Source organism: Pararhizobium sp. DWP3-4 (assembly GCF_049898205.1).
GTDB lineage: Bacteria > Pseudomonadota > Alphaproteobacteria > Rhizobiales > Rhizobiaceae > Pararhizobium.
The window spans coordinates 60,110-80,109 of record NZ_JAFCXF010000005.1 but is presented as its reverse complement, the minus strand read 5'-3'; the positions used below and the strand labels follow the sequence as shown (position 1 = coordinate 80,109).

Here is a 20,000-nt window from a genome sequence, read left to right as displayed (position 1 = left end):
ATGATCCTCAATCGCATATGCACCTCTCTCCCTCTTCTTCTGTCAGTGTCGCTACTTGCGGGCTGCGACCAGAACTCTGTCGCGGGAGAGCAGGCGGTGCCCCGTCCCGTGAAAGTCGTCATCGCTGCGGCCGAACAGGACAAAGTAGCAAGCTCGCCCGGCGTGGTGCGCGCCCGCATCGAGACCGACCTGGCGTTCCGAACGCTCGGACGGATGATGTCTCGCAAGGTCGATGTCGGCGATCTCGTCCACAAGGGTGATGTTCTCGCGGAGATCGACCCTCTCGCTCTGCAACTCGCGGTCAGGAGCGCGGAAGCCGAACTGCGCAACGCCCAGGCGCAGTTGGCGAACGCTGCGACGAACGAAACGCGCAAGCGAAGGCTCATCCAGAGCAAAGCGGTGAGCATTGCCGACCACGATCTTGCCGAACAGCAGCTCAAATCCGCTACCGCCAATGCTGCAAAAGCGACGGCCAGCCTCGCCAAGGCGCACGAGCAGCTAGGCTACTCGGAGCTGAGGGCTGAGTTCGATGGTGTCGTGACCGCCACCTCCGCGGAAATGGGCCAGACCATCTCGGCCGGCCAGCCGATCCTGAAACTGGCGCGCCTCGAGCAGCGCGACGTGGTGGTCGACGTGCCGGAAGCGCAGTTCAGTAACATCCGCCTGGACGACCGCTTCAGCGTCGCCCTCCAGCTCGATGCAAAGATTCAGATCATTGGCGCCGTCCGCGAAATCTCGCCTCAAGCCGATACCAATACCCGCACCTATCGGCTGAAGATCGCCATCGATCGTGCTCCGGATATCTTTCGTCTCGGCGCTGTGGTCACCGCGAAGCCGCTTGTCGAAGAAAAGAAGCAGACGATCGCGCTACCCCTCTCGGCCATCCGCCATGAAGGCGGTGCCAGCCAGGTCTGGGTGCTGGATCGCTCCACAGCCCAAGTGGCCCTGAGGGCGGTTGAGCTCGATGGCCCGGCATCCGATGCCCCTTCCGTCAGGATTCTATCCGGGTTGCGGGAAGGGGAAGAGATTGTCGTCGCCGGTGTTGATGAACTTGTCGATGGACAGAAAGTGAAACTAGGTCAGGAGCTACGCCCGTGAATAAATTCAACCTTTCGGACTGGGCGCTCGAGCATCGGTCTCTCGTCTGGTATTTCATGATCATGTTCGCGGTAGCGGGCGCCTTTGCCTATCTCGGACTCGGCCGCGAGGAGGATCCGTCTTTCACGATCAAGACGATGGTGATCCAGGCCCAATGGCCCGGCGCTTCAGCCGAGGAAGTGACACAGCAGGTTACCGATCGTATCGAAAAGAAGCTCCAGGAGCTCGACAGACTGGAGCATAGCCGAAGCATTACGACTGCGGGCCAGACGATCGTCTTCGTCGATCTGCTGCCGGATACGAACGCGCAGGACGTAAAGCCGACCTGGTCGCGGGTCCGCAACCTGGTCGACGACATCAAGCACGAATTCCCGCAAGGCGTGGTCGGCCCCTTCTTCGATGACCAGTTCGGCGACGTCTACGGCAATATCTTTGCCTTCACGGGCGACAACGGACTTAGCCAAAGGGAACTACGCGACTTTGCCGAGAACACACGGACGCAGATTCTCAGCATCCCCGATGTCGGCAAGGTCGATATCGTCGGTGCGCAGAACGAAGTGATCTACCTTGAATTCTCGACCCGCAAGATTGCCGCCCTGGGCATCGACCGCGCCGCCATCATCGCCACGTTGCAGGCGCAGAACGCCGTCACCCAGTCCGGCTTCGTCGAAACAGGACCGGAGCGCGTCGCGTTGCGGGTCGGCGGGCGGTTCATCTCCGAGGACACGTTGCGTGGTATCAATCTGCGGGTAAATGACCGCTTCTTCCCGCTGACGGATGTCGCCACCATCACACGTGGATACGTCGATCCGCCGATGTCACTCTTCCGCTTCAACGGAAAGCCGGCCATTGGGCTCGCGATTGGTATGAAGACGGGCGGCAATGTGCTTGCCTTCGGCGAATCGCTTGAAAAGACGATGACCAAAATCACCCAGGAGCTTCCGGTCGGTGTCTCCGTCGAACAGGTCTCCGACCAGCCAAAAGTGGTTGAGGAGGCAGTCGGCGGCTTCACAAAAGCTCTGTTCGAGGCGGTCGCCATCGTGCTTGCGATCAGCTTCATCAGTCTGGGGATGAGGGCAGGCCTGGTGGTGGCAATCGCGATCCCGCTCGTTCTCGCCATCACCTTCATGGTCATGTTCTACACCGGCATCTCGCTGCAGCGCATCTCGCTCGGAGCTCTGATCATCGCGCTCGGCCTCCTCGTCGACGATGCCATGATCGCCGTCGAGATGATGGTGGCGCGACTGGAAATGGGTGACAGTCTCACGAAAGCCGCCACCTACGTCTACACATCTACGGCCTTCCCGATGCTGACTGGCACGCTTGTCACCGTCGCGGGTTTCATCCCCGTCGCTTTCAACAAGAGCAACGCGGGCGAGTTCACCTTCACCCTTTTTGTCGTCATCGCGGTTTCACTCATCGTTTCGTGGGTGGTCGCAGTTGTGTTCACGCCCCTGATCGGCGTGACCATTCTACCGAAGTCGATGAAGAAGCATGCCGAGCACAAGGGTCGGTTTGCCAAGGCGTTTTCGAGCCTGCTGCAGTTCTGCCTGCGCTGGCGCTGGATGACGATCATCGCAACAGTCGTTCTCTTTGCTGGGTCGATCGGCGGCCTATCGATGGTGCAACAGCAGTTCTTCCCGAGCTCCGACCGCCCAGAACTGATCGTCGACTGGAACCTGCCGCAGAATAGTTCGATCACTGAGACGAGCCGCCAGATGGCCCAGTTCGAGCATGAGATGCTGGCCGACAACCCTGGTGTTGAGCACTGGTCGACATATGTTGGCAGGGGTGCGCCGCGCTTCGTACTTTCCTTCGACGTGCAGCCGGCTGATGTGTCTTTCGGCCAGACGGTCATTGTCACCAAGGGCCTCGATGTCAGGGACAAGCTGAAGCGCGAGATGGAGACCTACCTTCAGAAGACTTTCCCGGGAACTGACGCTTACGTGAAGCTTCTGGACATCGGGCCTCCGGTTGGCAAGCCGATCCAGTACCGTGTGTCCGGCGAAAATCTGCAGACGCTGCGCAACCTGTCACAGAAGCTGGGTTCGATCGTCGGCACATATCCGTCCCTCAGGAACATTGCCTTCGATTGGAACGAACCGGCCCGTGTCGTGAAGATCGACGTGCTGCAGGACAAGGCCAGACAGCTCGGCGTCTCTTCCCAGGACATCGCTACGGCGCTCAACACCGTCGTTCAAGGGAATGCCGTGACGCAGGTCCGGGACGACATCTACCTGGTCGATGTCATCGGCCGTGCCGCAGAAAAGGAGCGCGGCTCAATCGACACCCTACTTGATCTGCAACTGCAGAGCAGCAGCGGTCAATCTGTCCCGCTGTCATCGGTGGCAACCTTCCGCTACGAACTCGAACAGCCGACGATCTGGCGGCGCGATAGAGTTCCGACCATCACGATCAAGGCCGGGATCGGCGATGCGACACAGCCGGCGACCGTTGTGAAGGCGCTGGCTGACAAGGTTTCGGCCTTCGAACAGGCGCTGCCGGCCGGGTATTCGCTGAAGGTCGGGGGTGCGGTCGAGGAAAGCGCCAAATCACAGGGACCGATCGCCAAGGTCGCTCCGGCCATGTTCGTCATCATGGCGACGCTGCTGATGATCCAGCTTCAGAGCTTCCACAGGCTGTTCCTGGTCTTCTCGGTAGCGCCGCTGGCCCTGATCGGCGTCGTCGTGGCGCTCCTCGCCAGCAACTCTCCGCTGGGATTCGTCGCACTTCTGGGGGTCCTTGCGCTGGTCGGAATTCTCATACGCAATTCTGTGATTCTGATCGTCCAGATCGAGGAGTTGCGTGCCGAGGGGATGTCCGCGTGGAAGGCGGTGGTGGAGGCGACCGAACACCGCATGCGCCCGATCATGCTGACCGCGGCGGCCGCGACCCTGGCCCTGATCCCGATCTCTCACGAGATTTTCTGGGGTCCCATGGCCTACGCGATGATGGGCGGTATCGTCGTCGGCACGGCGCTGACGCTTCTCTTCCTGCCGGCGCTCTACGTCGCCTGGTTCCGGATTCCTCGTGAAGTCGAGCAAAACTGAGATGACAACTTTGCACTCCTTCCTTGGGCGTATTGCCCAGGGTCTCAACGGGCATGGCTTCACCAAGGCGATTGCCGGCCGCATGGGCCGAGCCGTTCCGGTCCTTCTAGCCCTATCTGTGGTAACATCGGGTTGCGCCAGCCGGGTGCAGGATGTCCTCCAACCTCTCGCCGTGGCCCCGAAGGATACGAGCCGGGTCACCATGCTCGTTGCCACGACACGAAAACCGTCGGAGGATCCCGGCAAGCTCTATTCGGGCGACCGCGGAACGGCGATCTCGCTTAACAGTGTCGACGTATCCATTCCGCCCGATCGGAACCGCAAGATCGGAGAGGTCCAGTGGCCGTCTCGCATGCCGCCCAACCCACAAAAGGAGTTTGCGGTCACCGAGGTCGCCAAGGTGCAGTCCGAGAGCCACGTCCTGGACTGGTACCGCAGGAACCGAAATTCAAAGCATCAGGTCATTATTTTCGTACATGGATTCAACAACACCTACGCCGACGCGGTCTTCCGCTTCGCGCAGATCGTCCACGACTCGAGAACCGACGCCGCGCCCATCCTCTTCACCTGGCCCTCAAGGGGACGTGCCTTTGACTACCTCTACGACAAGGAGAGCGCCAATTATTCCCGTCGCGCTCTGGAGGATCTAATACTGCAGGCTGTGAACAGTCCCGACGTATCCGACGTGACCATCCTCGCCCATTCCATGGGCGGCTGGCTTGCGGCCGAAGCGCTGCGCGGCGTCGCTATGCGCGAGAAGTCGGTCCCGGCGAAGGTCAAGAACGTCGTTCTCGCATCGCCAGACATCGACATCGATGTGTTCCGTCGTCAGTTCACCGAGATGGGGCCTAAGCGGCCGCACTTTGTGATTCTGACATCGACACGCGACAAGGCACTGGAGGTCTCGGGCTGGCTATCGGGCGGCGTCAATCGCCTGGGCGGAACCGATCTCAGACCCTATGCGCCTCTTCTCGACGAACTTGGCGTTTCCGTCATCGACACCAGCGGTGTCGCGACGAACGATGCGCTTGGGCATAACGCCTTCGCCGACAGCCCCGAGATCGTGCGCCTGCTCGGGCGGCGGCTGGCCGGGCAGAGCCTTGAGGGCGGAAAGACAAGCGTTGCCGATCAGATCGGCGTGACTGCGGCAAATTTCGCCGGCACGGCGACGAGGCTTGCAGTGGCGGCGCCAGTCGCCGTCATTAGCCCGGAGGCGCGAGAGATCCTGAAGAGGGAGTTCTCCTCCGACGGTGCGCCAATCAAGGATGGGCAGATTGCGTACTGAACCTTCGCGACCAATGGCAAGGATTCGTTGGGATAGGACGATGGAACTCACCACGACTGCAAGACACCCGCCAGGGCCTGAAATCGTGTCCCGGATCGTACAAGCCGGCACGGCCGCGTGTCGGCTGTACGGGCCGTCGAAGACAAACGTTGCGGACATCGCCCGGCTACTCGGGAATTCCCCGGCCCGCGTATATAAAATCTTCCCCTCCAAGGCTGCGATATGGGATGCCATCGCCGGAAATTTCCTGGAGACCTCTCTGCGCGTGCCTGCACTTGCTATTGGTGAACGAGGCGACGCGGCGAGATGCCTTGAGGAAGCCGCTCTCGGTCAACTTCGATTGATGTCGGAGGCACGCAATGGCGACGCCCAAATGTTCAGCCTTGTTGTTCTCGCTGCAGAAGGAAGTTGGCCGTCGTTCATCCAGTATCTCAAGGGACTCGAGGCCGATGTGGGAAAGTTGATCCGCGCCGGGGTCACAAGCGGAGAATTCGCGCCGTGTAATGTCGATCTAGCCGCATCTTGCTTTTGCGCCTCGGTCATCTCCTTGTGGGACCCACGGTTAATCGGAGCTCCTTCGACAGCGGATAAGATATCTGCTCATGCTCTGGTTTCGTTTGCAGTGGCAGGACTTCGCAATTACCCCGGATAAGGCACGAAGCGTTAGTGCGACAACTGTTTCATGCTTGTTCTAATAATGGTCAGGCCTTGAAGCTAAACCCGCCTTCCGGCTCTTCAATCGCGAGTGAAAGCGCCATGTGTGATTGCTGCGATCGATGGAACTGCTAGCGATCAAAGCGCCCTACCGTCACGATCCGCCCAGAGGGCAACCGTTCAGAAGGACAGCTCGTCACATGACATTGACTCATCGGCCCGAAACCTGGGGGCCAGCAAACGGCCCCAAGTCGGAATAAATTCCGCATTGCGCCCGCGTTTCGGTCGTTCGCACCACCCGATGAAATTCCTGGAAGCGGTCCGTCCGCTTCTCTGACTTAGCCACGTTCGGAACCATCCGTATGTCGCTGCTAGGAACGGTCTGCCAGCCAATGCCGAAGGCAAGCATCGGATATCCGCCAATAGCCGAGAGCGGAAATTGTTTTCCGCTTTGGGCCTGTGTCCCCCGTCGTTCGCGCAACCTCGAACGATTCGCGGGGGAGGAAAACGGCAACCGCGGGTTAAGGCGACGAGTAGATGGCAGACCCTTTAATGCAAACGGAAAACTCAGGGGCTTGAGGCGCTTCGGCACATGCGGCAATCTCAAAGCGACGATCGAATTTGGAACTTGTTATCCGAGCCGCCCATCGCTGAGGAAATAATCTACTGGCAATTTCGCGGTTTCGAGCACGTCAATCTAAATGTATTCTATAGTGATTATAGACATTGAAATGCAATTTCTCGGCTTATATGGTTTTGACAGAAATACGAAAATCAAATGGGCCGACGACATGAAACGTAGAATTTTCTTCCACTTGGTGGCGTCGATCGGTTTCTTCGCGACGGCAGCAAATATGGCCATCGCCGCCGAAACGGTTGACCCGACGACAAAGCTGATCGTCGCCGACCAGAGCGAATTTCTTCGCAATCTTCTGGAGGCAAGCGGCGAGCGCGATAAGCTGAAGTTCCAAGTCGAATTTCCAAACTTCGCTGGCGGACCAGCGATCTATGAAGCGATCAGGGCAGGGGCTCTCGATATTGCTTACGTCGGCGACACGCCACCGATCCAGGCGCGCGCGGCTGGTACACTGCTTCCGATCGTTGGCACCTTCACGCGCGGCGTCGCACAGTATCGTCTCACCACGCGACCCGGACTGGTCATCAACAAGCTCTCCGAACTCAAGGGCAAGAAGGTGAGCTACATAGAGGGGTCGGGGCGGCAGGTATTCCTGATCGAGGCTTTGAACCGGGCCGGACTGACGTTGAAGGACGTGGAGCTCGTCAAGCTGCGCGTCGCCGATCTGCCCGATGCGATCCGGGCCAGTGCCGTGGATGTCGCCGTTCTCCAGGAACCGCACGTCACCCGACTGGTCAAGCAGGTCGGAGCGTCCCACGTCCTTGATCCGGAGGAGCGGAAGCTTTTGCCAAGTACCTCATACTTCTACGCGCGGCCTGAGGTGCTCGCTGATCCCCAGAAGGCAGAAGCGATCAAAGCCTTCCTCGGAGCATTTGTTCGCGCCGGGAAATGGAGCAACGATAACGAGGCCGCCTGGTCGAAGTTCTATTACACCGACTTCCAGCGCGTGTCGCCGGAGGACACTGCAGCCATTCTCGAGGGACAGTCGCCTCTCGTGTTCCAGACCTCGATCGAGGCGATCCCGCATCATCAGAAGCTCATCGATATTCTCTACCAGGCCGGCTCGATCAAGGAGCAGTTCGACGCGAAACAATCATTCGTAAGTGATTTCGATCAGGTCGTTCTGGACGCCCGGTAATCTCCAGACATACTTCAGGAGCTGATATGACGGACGCGACAAATCAGGACTTCATAGGGTCGTCTGCCAAACATTGGGACAGCGCTGTCAGGACGGCCGAACCCGTGCGAGCCAGCAAGGGAACCCGTCTTACACCAAAGCGGCTTCCGGCGGGCGTCAGATTGCTTGGACCCGTGTTGGTACTTCTGGCTTGGGAAGCTGCTTCGCGCCTCGGGTACTTGTCGCCCGCAACGCTCGCGGCACCGTCGACTGCGTTGAAAACCGGATACGAGATGTTTGCGGATGGCAGCCTCTTGCCTCATCTGCTCGCATCAGCCGGACGTGCCTACGCAGGACTTTTCCTTGGGATTGTCGTCGGCGTCGTGCTCGCGCTGCTTGCAGGTTTGACGCGCAGCGGCGAGGCGCTCATCGACGGCCTGGTCCAGATTAAAAGGGCCGTCCCCACGCTAGCTCTTATCCCGCTGGTGATCATCTGGCTCGGGATCGGCGAGGCGATGAAGATCTTTCTGATTTTCACGGCGGTCCTGGTCCCGGTCTACATCAACACGCATGCTGCGCTCCGCAGCATCGACATCGGTCACGTCGAGCTGGCAAGAACGCTCGGGCTAACTCGCAGCGAATTCGTGCGCCACGTTGCGTTGCCAGGAGCGCTGCCTGGATTCTTCGTCGCGCTGAGGCTTGCCGTGGCCTTGTGCTGGACGGCGCTCGTCGTCCTTGAGCTTATCAATACCCAGACCGGGATTGGCTACTTGATGAACCGCGCACGCGACTGGGGTCAAACTGAAATCATCGTGGTCGGCATCATCATCTACGCCGTCCTCGGGCTTGTGTCGGATGCCGTCGTCAGGGCAATCGAGACACGGGCGCTTTCATATCGAAGGGCGCTCGGATCATGAACGTCTATCGGCCCTATTCACCTTCGGTCGTTTTGCGGGAGTTGTCCCGCAGTTTTAAGGGAGAAATGGTCCTCGACCGGATATCGCTCGAGATACCGCACGGCCAGTTCGTCGCATTGCTCGGCGAGTCGGGGTCCGGCAAGACAACGCTGTTGCGAGCGCTCGCTGGGCTGGACGACGAGGCCGAGACACAAGGCAGCTTCACCAAGCCGGACAGCACATCGGTTCTGTTTCAGGATTCGCGGCTTCTGCCATGGAAGACTGTGATCGACAATGTCACTCTGGGCCTCCGTCGGCCAGATGCGAGATCGGCGGCAGTGGACATATTGGGCCTGGTCGGTCTCGCCGACAAGGTGGATGTCTGGCCATCGACATTGTCGGGTGGGCAAAAGCAGCGGGCATCTCTGGCGCGATCTCTTCTTCGGGAGCCAGAGTTGTTGCTCGCCGACGAGCCTTTCGGGGCGCTGGACGCTCTGACGCGGCTTCGCATGCAGAATCTACTGCTGAAACTGGTCGAGCGCCGCAGGCCTACAATCATTCTGGTTACGCATGATGTCGACGAGGCGCTTTTGCTTTCGGACCGAATCCTCGTGCTGAAGGATGGCGGGATCGCCGAGGATCATCTCGTCTCCCTACCGCACCCGCGGCGCAATTATCAAAGTGAAATCTCAACCCTTCGCGCTAAGCTGCTGAAAAGTCTTGGCGTCGAGGCGGACACTGTTTGAAAGGAACCGTCATGTCGCGACAGTTGCACCTCAATCTGTTCTTGATGTCTCGCGGCCACCACGAAGGCGCATGGCGACATCCGGCATCCAACCACAAGGCGCTCACCGACCTCGACTTATACGTCGAGGCGGCTCACATCGCGGAAGCCGCGAAATTCGATGCCGTATTTCTCGCAGACACGCTTGTTGCTCCCAACAGCAGCGGGTTGGCGGCATCCGGCTCGCTTGAGCCGATCGTCCTCCTCTCGCTTCTGTCTGCGAAAACTCAAAAAATCGGCCTGATCGGAACGGCGTCCACGACATATAGTTTGCCGTACACGCTGGCACGGCAGTTCGCCACGCTCGATCACCTGTCAGGCGGCAGGGCGGGCTGGAACATCGTCACATCGTGGGCGGCTGAAGCCGGTGCAAACTACGGCTTGCAGCAAAACATCGAACATGGAGACCGGTACAAGCTCGCCGAAGAATTCGTCGAGGCCGTCGATGCGCTTTGGCGGAGCTTTCCGTCGGACGCCGTTTTGGATGACCGCGAACGCGGCCAATATCTGGACACAGACCGGGTCATCCCCGTGAACTTCGAAGGCGAGCATTACCGCACTAAGGGTCCACTGAATGTTCCTGGCAGTCCGCAGGGACGCCCTGTTTATATCCAGGCAGGCCAGTCCGATGCCGGTAGAGCCTTTGCCGCACGACGGGCCGAGGCGATCTTCACTGCGCATATGACTAAAGAATCCGCGCAGACGTTCTATTCTGACATCAAGAACCGCAGTGTGGCGTATGGGCGTCGCCCACAGGATATCGTCATTCTGCCAGGTATCAGCGCGGCAATCGGATCTACGAAACGCGAAGCCGAGCTGGTCTGGGAAGAGCTCGACGCACTCACGAGCACAGATGTCGGGCTGGCGCGCCTGTCCGCGAGATTCGGCGGGCATGACTTCACAGGTCTACCGCTTGATCGTCCGCTGAAGCGGGATGATTTTCCGGATCCCAACCAGGTCGAGGCGTCCAAAAGCAGAGTGATTGGCTACGTCGACATTTCACTGCGGGAGGGACTATCGCTCAGGCAGCTTTTGCGCAAGCTCGCAGGCGCGCGCGGGCATTTTGCGGTCGCAGGCACCCCGGAGGAAATTGCTGATATTGTGGAAGACTGGTTCGCCTCGGCTGCGGCGGACGGTTTCAACGTTATGCCGCCGATCATCAACAGCCAACTGGAACTGTTCGCCCAGGAGGTGGTACCTATCCTTCAGAAGCGAGGGCTGTTCCGGAAGGAGTACCAAGGCACCACACTACGGGATCATTTCGGACTGGCTCCCGTTGCGGAAGCGAAAACATTCGCTCAATCCGCCTGAGGATTTCGGCGATTTAAATTCCAGGCGAATAAATCCGCCGCGTTGTTCGGATGACCAACGTCCGGATTGCGTCTGCACAGCGGTCATTGGAATCTGCGGTCGCATAGTACCCGAGCATGCAGAACTTCAGCCGACGAGCTTTGAGTACCTACTGCGCGACCGAAACCGTCTCACGAACCTGCCTGACAGCATTGAAGACCTCTCCAGGCATGCCGAACCCTGGAGCGCCATAGAATAAACGGAGCTCTTCCCTATGACGGTCGGGGTCGAGCAGGACCTCCGCCAAATGATCGAAGCGTCGCAGTTCCTCGGTGCTGCTCTCCGCGTCTGGGGATGGCATCGCCCCCCAGTCGTCCCACGGCAGCATCTCGACCTTGTTCAGGCTGGCGAGGTCACGGATCATATTTGAGGAGATGAACCAGAAGCCGCCTTCATCGAAGATGCCAAAGCGATTGGGGTCGTCCTCGCCACGCCGGCAGAGTTGCCAGGCCTGGGCGGCCAGCAGGAACTCACCCGACGGCAAGTCGAGAGTGTCGAAGACCAGCCCCAGTTCTGCACGCTGAAAGTCATCGATCTGAAAATCGACCATCCGCCAGCGATCACCATTCCAGACCTCCACCACCCAGTGGTCGATCGCCTTGTCGGGAGCAAAATAAGTGCCGAAACCGCACCGCGACCTAGCCGCACGGCCGTTCGCTCGCAAGGCCGACACCGCGAGCAGCGAGAAATGGCTGCAGACACCAACCGCGCGACCCGCAGCAGGACGGTGTGAATTGCCCCCCGCAAGGAGGCCGTCCAGTACGGCGTCCACCGATCTCCTTTGCGAGAGTTCACGCCGCTCCGGGGTCAGCTCTTCGCCATATCTCGACGCCCAGTGTTCGTGAAGCATTCTTCCCTGAATCCAGGCGGCTAGGTCGGCGATGTCCGTTGGAGCGCCTGCCAGCCCGACCTTATTCTTCTTCGCCGTGGAATGCGGGCCCGGCTCTCGGAAGTAGTCCAGCGTAACCATGTCCATGAGTATTCTCCAAGGCCGGATGATCCAGCGAGGGCGCATTGGTGTCAAGCGCACGGCGAACGCCCGCTTCCGGCCGACTGCCGTCATGGCTCGAAAGCGCCCCCACGTCGGCCATAGAGGGTGGTTTCGCAGCTTCCTGAAAGCAGATCTTGCTGGCGATCACGCTGGAGGTCGTTGTTGCGCCGGCACTGACTATTTCGTCCTCTGTGCAAATGGGCAACAGTTTCAAGATCGGACATTAATCACCGTCATTGTACGACACCGGCCTTGCGTAGCCCCTCCATGACGAGCTCGAAATCGGCGGGGTTCTTGAAGGGCAAGACTTTGCGACGGTATTCCAAGGAGTAGTCGGGATTGACGTGGAGCACCTCTTGCCACGTCGCGCGAGCCTCTTCGAAACGGCCGAGGTGCCCGTAACAGGCAGCCAGAAGCGCGCGCGAGACATCGGTGACGGGGTTGCGGCTCACGCGCTGCAGCAACAGTTCGACGGCCTCTTCGTACCTTAGCAGTTGAAACAAGGCCCAGGCCTGAAAGTGAAGAACGATATCCGGAAAGTAGGGGTTCAGGACCCTCGCCCGATCGAAATAGGCGAGTGCCTCCTCGGATCTGCCTGAATAGACAAGTGCCTCGCCGAGGCTGACCTGCCCTTCGGCGAAGTTCGGATTGAGGACTATCGCACGCTCGGCCTCGCTGATGGCTCCATCGTGCTGTCGCGAGTAAAGGTTGACCAGACTCAGCGACCAGTGCGCCACGGGATCGCTATCATCCCGCGCTACCGCCAGCGTCGCAGCCTCTTCGGCTTGCTCGATCGAGCGCTGCGGCAACGCGCTCCACCGGTTCAGGTAGTCGAGCGCGTGGGTAAGGGCGAGGACCGCGTGCGCCGAGGCGAAGTTCGGATCAAGTTCGACGGCACGTTGCAAAAGGTCGCGGGCGTCGCTGTTCGTTTGCTTCGTCAGCCGGTGCCACAGTTCCCGGCCACGCAAGAAGCAGTCATACGCCTCGGGGTGCCGGGTCTGCCCCGGCGCAAGTCTTTGCCGGTCGCCCTCTGTCAGGTTGACCGCCAGCGCGCCGACGATCTGCTGCGTGACATCGTCCTGAACCGCGAATATGTCGGTGAGGTCGCGATCGAACCGTTCCGCCCATAGATGCCCGCCGGTGGTCGCGTCGATGAGCTGCGCGGTGATGCGTACCCTGTTCCCCGATTTGCGTACGCTGCCCTCAAGCACATACCGCACGCCCAGCCTCGTGCCCACCTCCTGCACATGGACGTTCTTGCCCTTGAAGATGAACGACGAATTGCGAGCGATGACGAAGAGCTGCGACAGCTTCGATAGCGCTGTGATGATGTCTTCCGAGATGCCGTCGGCGAAGTATTCCTGTTCGGCGTCACCGCTCATGTTGGCGAAGGGCAGGACGGCGATCGACAGCTTCGGCGACGCTGCCGTCGCCGGCTGGCTCGTCGCGGTTTCCGAGGTCGCGGCCAACTTGGTCCCTGCGCTGCCGACTTGCAGCGAATAGATCCGGATCGGCTCGGCGATGTTCTTGAGCTGCGTGCTGCCGAGATCGCTGACCGAGAGGTCGAGCCTCGCCTTGACTTGGCGATAGGCATCCTCGGATAGGCAGATCGCGCCCGCCGCCGCGACGCCCTCCAATCGCGCGGCGATGTTGACGCCATCGCCCATCAGGTCGCCGTCGCTTTCCTCGACGACGTCGCCCAAATGAATACCGATCCTGAACTCAATGCGACGGTCCTGCGGGACGCCGTCATTGCGCTCCGCCATACCGTTCTGCACCTCAATGGCGCAGCGCACGGCGTCCACCACGCTGCGGAACTCGACCAGCGCACCATCGCCGGTGCGCTTCACCACCCGGCCATGGTGCACGGCGATCGTCGGATCGATGAGATCGCTGCGCAGTGTCCGCAACCTCGCCAGGGTAAGGTCCTCGTCGGCGCCGGCAAGCCGGCTGTACCCAACCACGTCCGCGGCCAGGATTGCAGCCAGCTTTCGGTTCTCGCTCATGGCGCTGTCTCCTAACTTCCACGATAGCAGGGAGACAGAGGGCAAGAAAGAACTTTAGCCGCTGCTCAGAGCGATCTTGGTTGCGATCGAGTTGGCCATGGCTCATGTGGACGCAGCCGACGTTGTAGCCCCACGCAATGACTGCTCTGTAATACTCTCGGGGCGTCCAACGCGGTCGTTCGTAAAGCCCACTCAGGGTCAGGTTACAACGATGTCCGTGCCCACCCGAACGTCCGTTCTTTGAATATCCGCAGCCTGAAGTTGCCAGTCCGCTGCTGGCCGAACTGGGACCACATCGCCAGATGTTTGGATGTCCGCTCTCTCCCTTCCGCACTCCAACATCGGACGGTCCCCTCACGGCCCCAGACTTGCCGACCGATCCTGGCTTTAGCAGCCGGTCCGAAACGCGCCTTCATGCCGGTCGTCCACAGCACGCGCTTTAGTTCCTGGAAGCAGTCAGTCTGCTATTCGAGCGGTCACGTCCGGACCGAGCGAATTGCGGTCATTCACGAGACGCTACGACAGCCGTGGGCGTCTCTGGTAAGCTACGTTGGGAGCTTTTGGGGAGGCATGCAAATGTCGAGGGACGTAGTCATCTCTGCCACGACGAGCCAGCACTATCGCGAGTTTGCGACGCTGATACGCGAGTATGTCGACTGGTGTCGCGAACGATATGCCGCGGATAGTTGGTTCGTTGACGCCGCGTTCAGCCATCAGTCGCTTGAGCAGGAATTGCAAGAGTTGTCGTCCTACTACGGTCCGCCGAGCGGCCGAGCGTTTCTCGCGCTCTCACGAGACGAGGTGGTTGGGTGTATCGCCTACCGGGAGCTGTCCGACACTGTGTGTGAGATGAAGCGGCTTTTCGTTCGGAAGGGCGGTCAGGGTCGCGGCACGGGGCGACGGCTTTGCATGGCATCGATCGATGCTGCACGAAGCGACGGCTACGCACTCATGCGCCTCGACACCGCCAACTTGTTCAACGAGGCGATCGCTTTGTATAGGTCGGTCGGTTTCCGCGACTGTCCCGCCTACAACGATTATCCCGACGACCTCATGCCCTACATCGTCTTTATGGATATACCTATCAGACCAGGCAAGGCGGGCTAGAATTGAGCTCCGCTACTTTGGCAGAAGGGTGAATGTCCTAAGGCCCCCACGCCGCTTCAGGCCGGCAAGCCGGCAAGACGTAGACCAGCGCGTAGGCGCTCCACATCCTTCGGCTCGCGCAGATATGACACATCGATATGCCAGTCGACGTATTCCGCTGGTCCTGCGACGGGGTCACCGATCCACAGAGTGCGCACTGCCTGGACAAATACGTCCCCACACCACCCCTTCGCCTCTTCGATCCTGCCTAGATGACCATAGGCCGCCGCCCGCCAAGTCATGTCTCGCGGATGCCTTATCGGGGGAATCGAAGGTTCTCTGCTCGAGAAGCACAGCCGCCTCACTGTAAAGTCCGAGTTGGAACAGGATGTCCGCGGATTGATCCTCAAGGCAATTTGGGCAGCAGGCAGCCCACAGTGCCGACCAACGGCTGTTGCATAAAAGGCAGGCCCGCCGTGCGGCCCTGCAATCCGAGCATCGGATTCAGTGTCGTGCCGAGCGGCCGTTCGACTGCTAGCTGGCGTCTGGTGTTGTCAGCGCCGCATCACCGGCGTCGACGATGAACACTGCGAGAAGGCTCGCGGGAACCGTCTCGCTCGCATTTTCACTGACGGTGTGGTGGGAGCCAGGGTTCTCGAAGAAGGTCTCTCCGACCTTATAGACCTAGATTTCGCCGCCATCGACCTGACTGCGAATCTCGCCAGAGAGAACGTATGCGAAGATGAACGCCGAGCTCGCATGCCTGTGCGACGGCGACTTCGCCCCTGGAGGATAGCTCACCAGTGCCGCGGTCAGGTTCTTGCCTTCAACATTTGGCAATGCCTTGTTGAAGACGGGCGTCACAGTCTCGGCCTTGGGCTCCTGCGCGAAAAAGGCGAACGCCGTCCCGGAAAGCGCTAAAGTCATGATTGCAAGCGATCTGAGGAGGATATTCATCGGTATCTCCCTTCGGTTACATCGTTATGTTGAGGCTAAAGTCAGTGCGGTATTGTGAGGACGATCTTTCCGGGCTTGTGCCGCTTTCCCTCGAGCATTTCGTGCGCTAGCCGAGCGTTCTTCAATTCAAGGACGTCTCCGACACGGGTTGCGATCTTGCCACCGCCGATCATTTCGGCAATCTTTTCCAGGCCGGGTGAATTAACCCGGACCAGGTGGAAGAATGCATCCACGTTTTTCTGTTTAGCGATTTCCCGATCAGGCACGGAAACTGCAGAGACGATACGGCCTCCTGATTTCACCCAGTTGAAGCTGTCCGGGAGGGACTGTCCCCCGACCGCATCAACTACGAGGTCGACTTGTTCAATGGGTTCGGGTAACCCTGCCGCGGTGCTTTCGATCACAACGACCGCGCCCAGCCTCTTGACGTATTCGACCTTGTCCGGCAACGCTGATGCCAGCACCCGCGCTCCAGCCTGGGCAGCGAACTGCACAGCGTATGCGCCAACATTACCTGCTCCTCCGAGGACTAACACTGTCGTTCCTGTCACCGCACCGCCGCGATCAAACAGCATCTGCCACGCAGTCGAGGCAACGACGGGGACGGACGCGGCCTCCACAAAACTCAGTATGCCTGGCTTCTTCGATATCATGTTCGCGTCGGCAAGCGCGTACTGTGCGTAGGCGTTGGTAAACCGTGGATTGGTCACGCCGAAAATCTCATCTCCAACGGCAAACGCAGTCACGTCTGGGCCAAGCTGCACGACGGTTCCTGCGAGATCGGAACCCAAGGTCAATGGTAATGGCTGCGGCAGGACACTATTGCCGCTTCGGATCCAACCGTCCCATGGGCCGACGCCAGCCGCGGCTACTTTCACGAGAACCTGCCCGGCGGTCGGAACAGGACAGTCGATTTCTTCTTCATTCATCGCGGAAATTCCGCCGAACTCATGGACGCGGACCGCCCTGATTTTGGAAGGCAAAGAGTTCTGGGGGGCGGCAGCTCGGTCATCATTCATGACAATCTCCCATTTCTAATGTGAAACAGTGTTTGGTCTCGGCCCGTTTCTGCTTCGTGCAGCGTGACCGAATTAAATTGATCCAACCTCGGTGCAGCCGGCATCTGCAGCCCCGGCACCACGCAAAATGCGTCGATACGATCTTGTCTCAACAGGCGTAAGCGCAGTCGTGAATTCACAATAATAGAATCACGTTGTGGGGCGGTAGTCGATGCCTCGCTAATTGTGGACGAGGCATCCGAGGCTCCGGCCCGATCAGCTACTCGGCCGCAGCGGGCGTCGTGCGAAAGCTGATGGCCATGCGATTGTACGTATTCATCAAACCGATGGCGATCGTCAGGTCTACAAGTTCCTTTTCCGTGAAGGCCAAGGCAGCTTCGTCGTAGGCGGCATCCTCAACGTGGGTGTCGCTGACGCGGGTGACGGTCTCGGCCCACTTCAGAGCGGCCTTTTCCTTTTCAGTGAACAGGCTGCCACCTTCTGCCCAAGCGGGAACAAGGACGAGCTTCTCGACCGTGGTACCGTTCTTGATCAAATCGCGCGAATGCATGTCGATGCAGTAGGCGCAACCGTTGAGCTGTGAAATCCGGAGGTAGACGAGGTCGACGAGCGATGTCGGCAAGCCGCACTGGCTGACGTAGCCGTAGACGGATCCGAGCGCCTTCATCCCACCAGGGGCGATAGCCGTGTAGTCCATACGAGCGTTCATGGGTCGGTTCACTTCTTGTCTGGAGTTGTGAGCTGGTTGTCGTCGACATCGAGGACGAACACCGCGAGCAGGGATGCCGGCTGTTCGTTGCTGGCATTCTCGCTGATGCGGTGATGGCTGCCGGGGTTCTCGAAGAAGCTTTCCCCGGTCTTGTAGACCTTGGCTGCCTCGTCGCCGACCTGGCTGCGGATCTCCCCGGAGAGGACGAATGCGTAGATGAACGCCGAGTTGGCGTGAGTGTGGGATGGCGACTTTGCACCAGGCTCATAGCTCACGACCGCGGCAACGATGCGTTTGCCGGGAATGTTAGGGAGTTCCTTGTTGAACACCGGTGAGACGGTCTCGCTCTTGGCTACAGGATCGTGCGCCTGCGCCGACGTCGTCGCCATCAGGGCAATGGCGGCAGTCCCGATTATATTAGGGAATGTACGCATGTCTTGTCTGTTCCTTTCGCTGATCTTGTGACGAGACATTCAATCTTCCAGGGTGCGAAAAACAGCACCATGACTTGAGAGAAATCCTGTACCATCGCCACATGAAACCGACGCTGCCGTTCTTCCTCGATCAGTCCTTGAAGTCGCCGTTGGCTGGCCAGATCTATTCCGGGATCCGTGATGCCATCTCGGACGGCGTCATGCAGGCTGGCAGCCGGATGCCGTCCTGGAAGGATCTTGCCGTTCAGCTTGGCGTTTCGAGGGGCACCGTGCGGGTGGCTTATGAACGACTGATCGACGAGCAGCTCATCGTCTCCCGTGGGCCTGCCGGCACGTGGGTGGCGGAACATTCATTTGGAGGGAAACCAAGTGCCCCCACTGCGGTACGTCCTCCACTGCCACAACTCTTCTACGACTTCGGCACCGTGCCCTTGCCATTTCAGATGGGCGTGCCGTCACAGGATGCCTTTCCGTTTAAGCTGTGGTCCCGGCTCATGGCGCGAAGCGCGCGCATAGCCGCGGCGTCTCCGGTCAGCTATCCCGATCCAAGAGGTGATATTGACCTGAGAAAAGAGATCGCAGCCTATCTGGCTATAGCCCGGAACCTCCATTGCAATCCGTCGCAGGTTATCGTCACCGCCGGATTTTCAGGAGCGCTTGGTCTGATCGCCGGAGCGTTGCGTCTCGAAGGGAGGATAGCATGGTTCGAGGAGCCTGGCTTTCCGTTGACCCGGATTGCACTCGCCCATTTGGGCGTAGACGTCCGCGCCGTTCCCGTAGACGCCGACGGCTTGAGCGTGGCCAAAGGCAGGCAAGTCGCTGGCGAAGCCACACTTGCCTTAGTCACACCGGGGCAGCAAGCTCCTCTTGGCGTTACGATGTCCGCATCTCGCAGGCACGAGCTTCTGGAGTGGGCCGGCGAACGCGATGCCTGGATCATCGAGGACGACTATCTCGGCGAACTCCAACTTCAGGGCAGGGCGGCACCCGCGCTAGCGTCCGCTGACAAGAACGGACATGTCCTCCATATCGGCACTTTCAGCAAGACGATCTCACCTTCCTTGCGGCTGGGATTCCTAGTCGTACCAGTGCGCGCAGCGGAGTTGTTCGGTGAAGTTGCCGCTTGTCTGGCACCTTCACCTAATTCGGCTGTGCAGTGCGCCGTCACGGAATTTATGGCCGATGGGCATTACCTTCGTCACCTAAGGCGGATGAAGCGTCTGTACCGGTTTCGACAAATAGACGTCGCCAACCGACTGGATAAGTTGTTCGGTCGTCCGGTACACCGAATAAGCGGATTGTCGGTTCGCCTCGACCTGCCTGACACTTTCGATGACGCGAAAGCGGTACTTGAGGCGCTGCCCTTCGGCCTCGCTCCCGTACCGCTGTCACCGTGGTACATGGGCGACACGCGACGTAAGGGTCTGCTGCTGGGCATAACAAATGTTCACGAGAGAAACGCGGAAAAATCCTGCGAGCGGCTGTATCGCCTCATTGCGTCACGGATTAATCCAGTATAATCGCGCTATTGTGTAGCAAATGCGACCAACGAGCTCTGGCTGCGAAATCCATCGATAGGGTTTGAACCCGACATGATTCAAGTTCGCAGCTCTCCTGTTGTCGTATTGATAGGGTAAGCGCTTAAAATTCCGCTTCCGCACAGGGAGGGGGATGCCGGAAGAGCTCGCCCGCCCGCCGTGTTGCCCTACGGATCGGAGCACAGCCCGCGTACACTGCCACTGACGGTCCCATCTCGACTAAACGTGAGGTAGCCCGCACAGCGCGTGAGCGGTAAATCCCAACCGTTCTTCAAATTATGAAAAAATGGGGGGGTCGCGCAACGAGCTCATTGAAATCGAAGCTTATGGGCCTTCTGCTTTGCATTTCCCTCCTTGCTTTTAACCGCGTTCTATTCGCTAATGCTTAG

Annotated in this window: 15 protein-coding genes and 1 pseudogene; 10 read left to right on the top strand and 6 right to left on the bottom strand. The window is 59.4% G+C overall.

Going from position 1 to position 20,000, the window contains the following annotated elements:
* From ACP7E6_RS14385 to ACP7E6_RS14350, 8 genes are all read left to right on the top strand, one after another.
* A complete protein-coding gene (locus ACP7E6_RS14385) occupies nt 1-1,098 on the top strand; it encodes an efflux RND transporter periplasmic adaptor subunit (protein ID WP_426230408.1) in 1,098 nt (365 codons plus the stop codon).
* The gene (locus ACP7E6_RS14380; protein WP_426230407.1) at nt 1,095-4,148 is read left to right on the top strand and encodes an efflux RND transporter permease subunit; all 3,054 of its coding nucleotides are present in this window, start codon (nt 1,095-1,097) and stop codon (nt 4,146-4,148) included. Before ACP7E6_RS14385 ends, ACP7E6_RS14380 begins: the two co-directional genes overlap by 4 nt.
* A gap of 1 nt (nt 4,149) precedes the next feature.
* Nucleotides 4,150-5,433 (top strand): alpha/beta hydrolase, encoded by a 1,284-nt coding sequence (locus ACP7E6_RS14375; protein ID WP_426230406.1) that lies wholly within the window; start codon nt 4,150-4,152, stop codon nt 5,431-5,433.
* 40 nt (nt 5,434-5,473) lie between these two features.
* Nucleotides 5,474-6,085, top strand: a complete 612-nt coding sequence (locus ACP7E6_RS14370; RefSeq protein WP_426230405.1) for a TetR family transcriptional regulator — start codon at nt 5,474-5,476, stop codon at nt 6,083-6,085.
* 793 nt (nt 6,086-6,878) lie between these two features.
* Entirely contained in the window at nt 6,879-7,862 is a 984-nt protein-coding gene (locus ACP7E6_RS14365; protein WP_426230404.1) for an ABC transporter substrate-binding protein, read from the top strand.
* Between the two features lie 26 nt (nt 7,863-7,888).
* Nucleotides 7,889-8,758: an ABC transporter permease gene (locus ACP7E6_RS14360; protein WP_426230403.1), complete on the top strand. Its 870-nt coding sequence runs from the start codon at nt 7,889-7,891 to the stop codon at nt 8,756-8,758.
* Nucleotides 8,755-9,483: an ABC transporter ATP-binding protein gene (locus ACP7E6_RS14355; RefSeq protein WP_426230402.1), complete on the top strand. Its 729-nt coding sequence runs from the start codon at nt 8,755-8,757 to the stop codon at nt 9,481-9,483. Before ACP7E6_RS14360 ends, ACP7E6_RS14355 begins: the two co-directional genes overlap by 4 nt.
* Nucleotides 9,484-9,494: 11 nt before the next feature.
* Nucleotides 9,495-10,832 carry an LLM class flavin-dependent oxidoreductase gene (locus ACP7E6_RS14350; RefSeq protein ID WP_426230401.1) on the top strand — a complete coding sequence of 446 codons (1,338 nt, stop codon included), beginning with the start codon at nt 9,495-9,497 and terminating at the stop codon, nt 10,830-10,832.
* Between the two features lie 148 nt (nt 10,833-10,980).
* On the opposite strand, the gene ACP7E6_RS14345 is transcribed toward ACP7E6_RS14350, so the two are convergent.
* Both ACP7E6_RS14345 and ACP7E6_RS14340 read right to left on the bottom strand, forming a co-directional pair.
* Nucleotides 10,981-11,847, bottom strand: coding sequence for a transglutaminase-like domain-containing protein (locus ACP7E6_RS14345; protein WP_426230400.1), 867 nt, complete (start codon nt 11,845-11,847; stop codon nt 10,981-10,983).
* A 248-nt stretch (nt 11,848-12,095) separates the two neighbouring features.
* Nucleotides 12,096-13,868 (bottom strand): adenylate/guanylate cyclase domain-containing protein, encoded by a 1,773-nt coding sequence (locus ACP7E6_RS14340; protein ID WP_426230399.1) that lies wholly within the window; start codon nt 13,866-13,868, stop codon nt 12,096-12,098.
* Between the two features lie 576 nt (nt 13,869-14,444).
* On the opposite strand from ACP7E6_RS14340, the gene ACP7E6_RS14335 reads away from it, so the two are divergent.
* Entirely contained in the window at nt 14,445-14,975 is a 531-nt protein-coding gene (locus ACP7E6_RS14335; RefSeq protein ID WP_426230398.1) for a GNAT family N-acetyltransferase, read from the top strand.
* A 513-nt stretch (nt 14,976-15,488) separates the two neighbouring features.
* On the opposite strand, the pseudogene ACP7E6_RS14330 reads toward ACP7E6_RS14335, so the two are convergent.
* From ACP7E6_RS14330 to ACP7E6_RS14315, 4 genes and pseudogenes are all read right to left on the bottom strand, one after another.
* Nucleotides 15,489-15,905, bottom strand: a pseudogene (locus ACP7E6_RS14330) (cupin domain-containing protein).
* A gap of 47 nt (nt 15,906-15,952) precedes the next feature.
* Complete coding sequence (locus ACP7E6_RS14325) at nt 15,953-16,930, bottom strand: NADP-dependent oxidoreductase (protein WP_426230397.1); 978 nt, start codon at nt 16,928-16,930, stop codon at nt 15,953-15,955.
* Between the two features lie 259 nt (nt 16,931-17,189).
* Nucleotides 17,190-17,639 (bottom strand): carboxymuconolactone decarboxylase family protein, encoded by a 450-nt coding sequence (locus tag ACP7E6_RS14320; protein ID WP_426230396.1) that lies wholly within the window; start codon nt 17,637-17,639, stop codon nt 17,190-17,192.
* 8 nt (nt 17,640-17,647) lie between these two features.
* Nucleotides 17,648-18,073 (bottom strand): cupin domain-containing protein, encoded by a 426-nt coding sequence (locus tag ACP7E6_RS14315; protein WP_426230395.1) that lies wholly within the window; start codon nt 18,071-18,073, stop codon nt 17,648-17,650.
* A 101-nt stretch (nt 18,074-18,174) separates the two neighbouring features.
* Between ACP7E6_RS14315 and ACP7E6_RS14310 the strand changes: the two genes are divergently transcribed.
* On the top strand, nt 18,175-19,593 hold the full coding sequence (locus ACP7E6_RS14310; RefSeq protein WP_426230394.1) for a PLP-dependent aminotransferase family protein: 1,419 nt from the start codon (nt 18,175-18,177) through the stop codon (nt 19,591-19,593).
* The last annotated feature ends 407 nt before the right edge of the window (nt 19,594-20,000 follow it).

Excerpts from the sequence above, each read along its gene's own strand:
- ACP7E6_RS14385 (WP_426230408.1), top strand. The coding sequence starts at position 1 with ATGATCCTCAATCGCATATGCACCTCTCTCCCTCTTCTTCTGTCAGTG.
- ACP7E6_RS14375 (WP_426230406.1), top strand. The coding sequence starts at position 4,150 with ATGACAACTTTGCACTCCTTCCTTGGGCGTATTGCCCAGGGTCTCAAC.
- ACP7E6_RS14370 (WP_426230405.1), top strand. The coding sequence starts at position 5,474 with ATGGAACTCACCACGACTGCAAGACACCCGCCAGGGCCTGAAATCGTG.
- ACP7E6_RS14365 (WP_426230404.1), top strand. The coding sequence starts at position 6,879 with ATGAAACGTAGAATTTTCTTCCACTTGGTGGCGTCGATCGGTTTCTTC.
- ACP7E6_RS14360 (WP_426230403.1), top strand. The coding sequence starts at position 7,889 with ATGACGGACGCGACAAATCAGGACTTCATAGGGTCGTCTGCCAAACAT.
- ACP7E6_RS14355 (WP_426230402.1), top strand. The coding sequence starts at position 8,755 with ATGAACGTCTATCGGCCCTATTCACCTTCGGTCGTTTTGCGGGAGTTG.
- ACP7E6_RS14350 (WP_426230401.1), top strand. The coding sequence starts at position 9,495 with ATGTCGCGACAGTTGCACCTCAATCTGTTCTTGATGTCTCGCGGCCAC.
- ACP7E6_RS14345 (WP_426230400.1), bottom strand. The coding sequence starts at position 11,847 with ATGGACATGGTTACGCTGGACTACTTCCGAGAGCCGGGCCCGCATTCC.
- ACP7E6_RS14340 (WP_426230399.1), bottom strand. The coding sequence starts at position 13,868 with ATGAGCGAGAACCGAAAGCTGGCTGCAATCCTGGCCGCGGACGTGGTT.
- ACP7E6_RS14335 (WP_426230398.1), top strand. The coding sequence starts at position 14,445 with ATGTCGAGGGACGTAGTCATCTCTGCCACGACGAGCCAGCACTATCGC.
- ACP7E6_RS14325 (WP_426230397.1), bottom strand. The coding sequence starts at position 16,930 with ATGAATGATGACCGAGCTGCCGCCCCCCAGAACTCTTTGCCTTCCAAA.
- ACP7E6_RS14320 (WP_426230396.1), bottom strand. The coding sequence starts at position 17,639 with ATGAACGCTCGTATGGACTACACGGCTATCGCCCCTGGTGGGATGAAG.
- ACP7E6_RS14315 (WP_426230395.1), bottom strand. The coding sequence starts at position 18,073 with ATGCGTACATTCCCTAATATAATCGGGACTGCCGCCATTGCCCTGATG.
- ACP7E6_RS14310 (WP_426230394.1), top strand. The coding sequence starts at position 18,175 with ATGAAACCGACGCTGCCGTTCTTCCTCGATCAGTCCTTGAAGTCGCCG.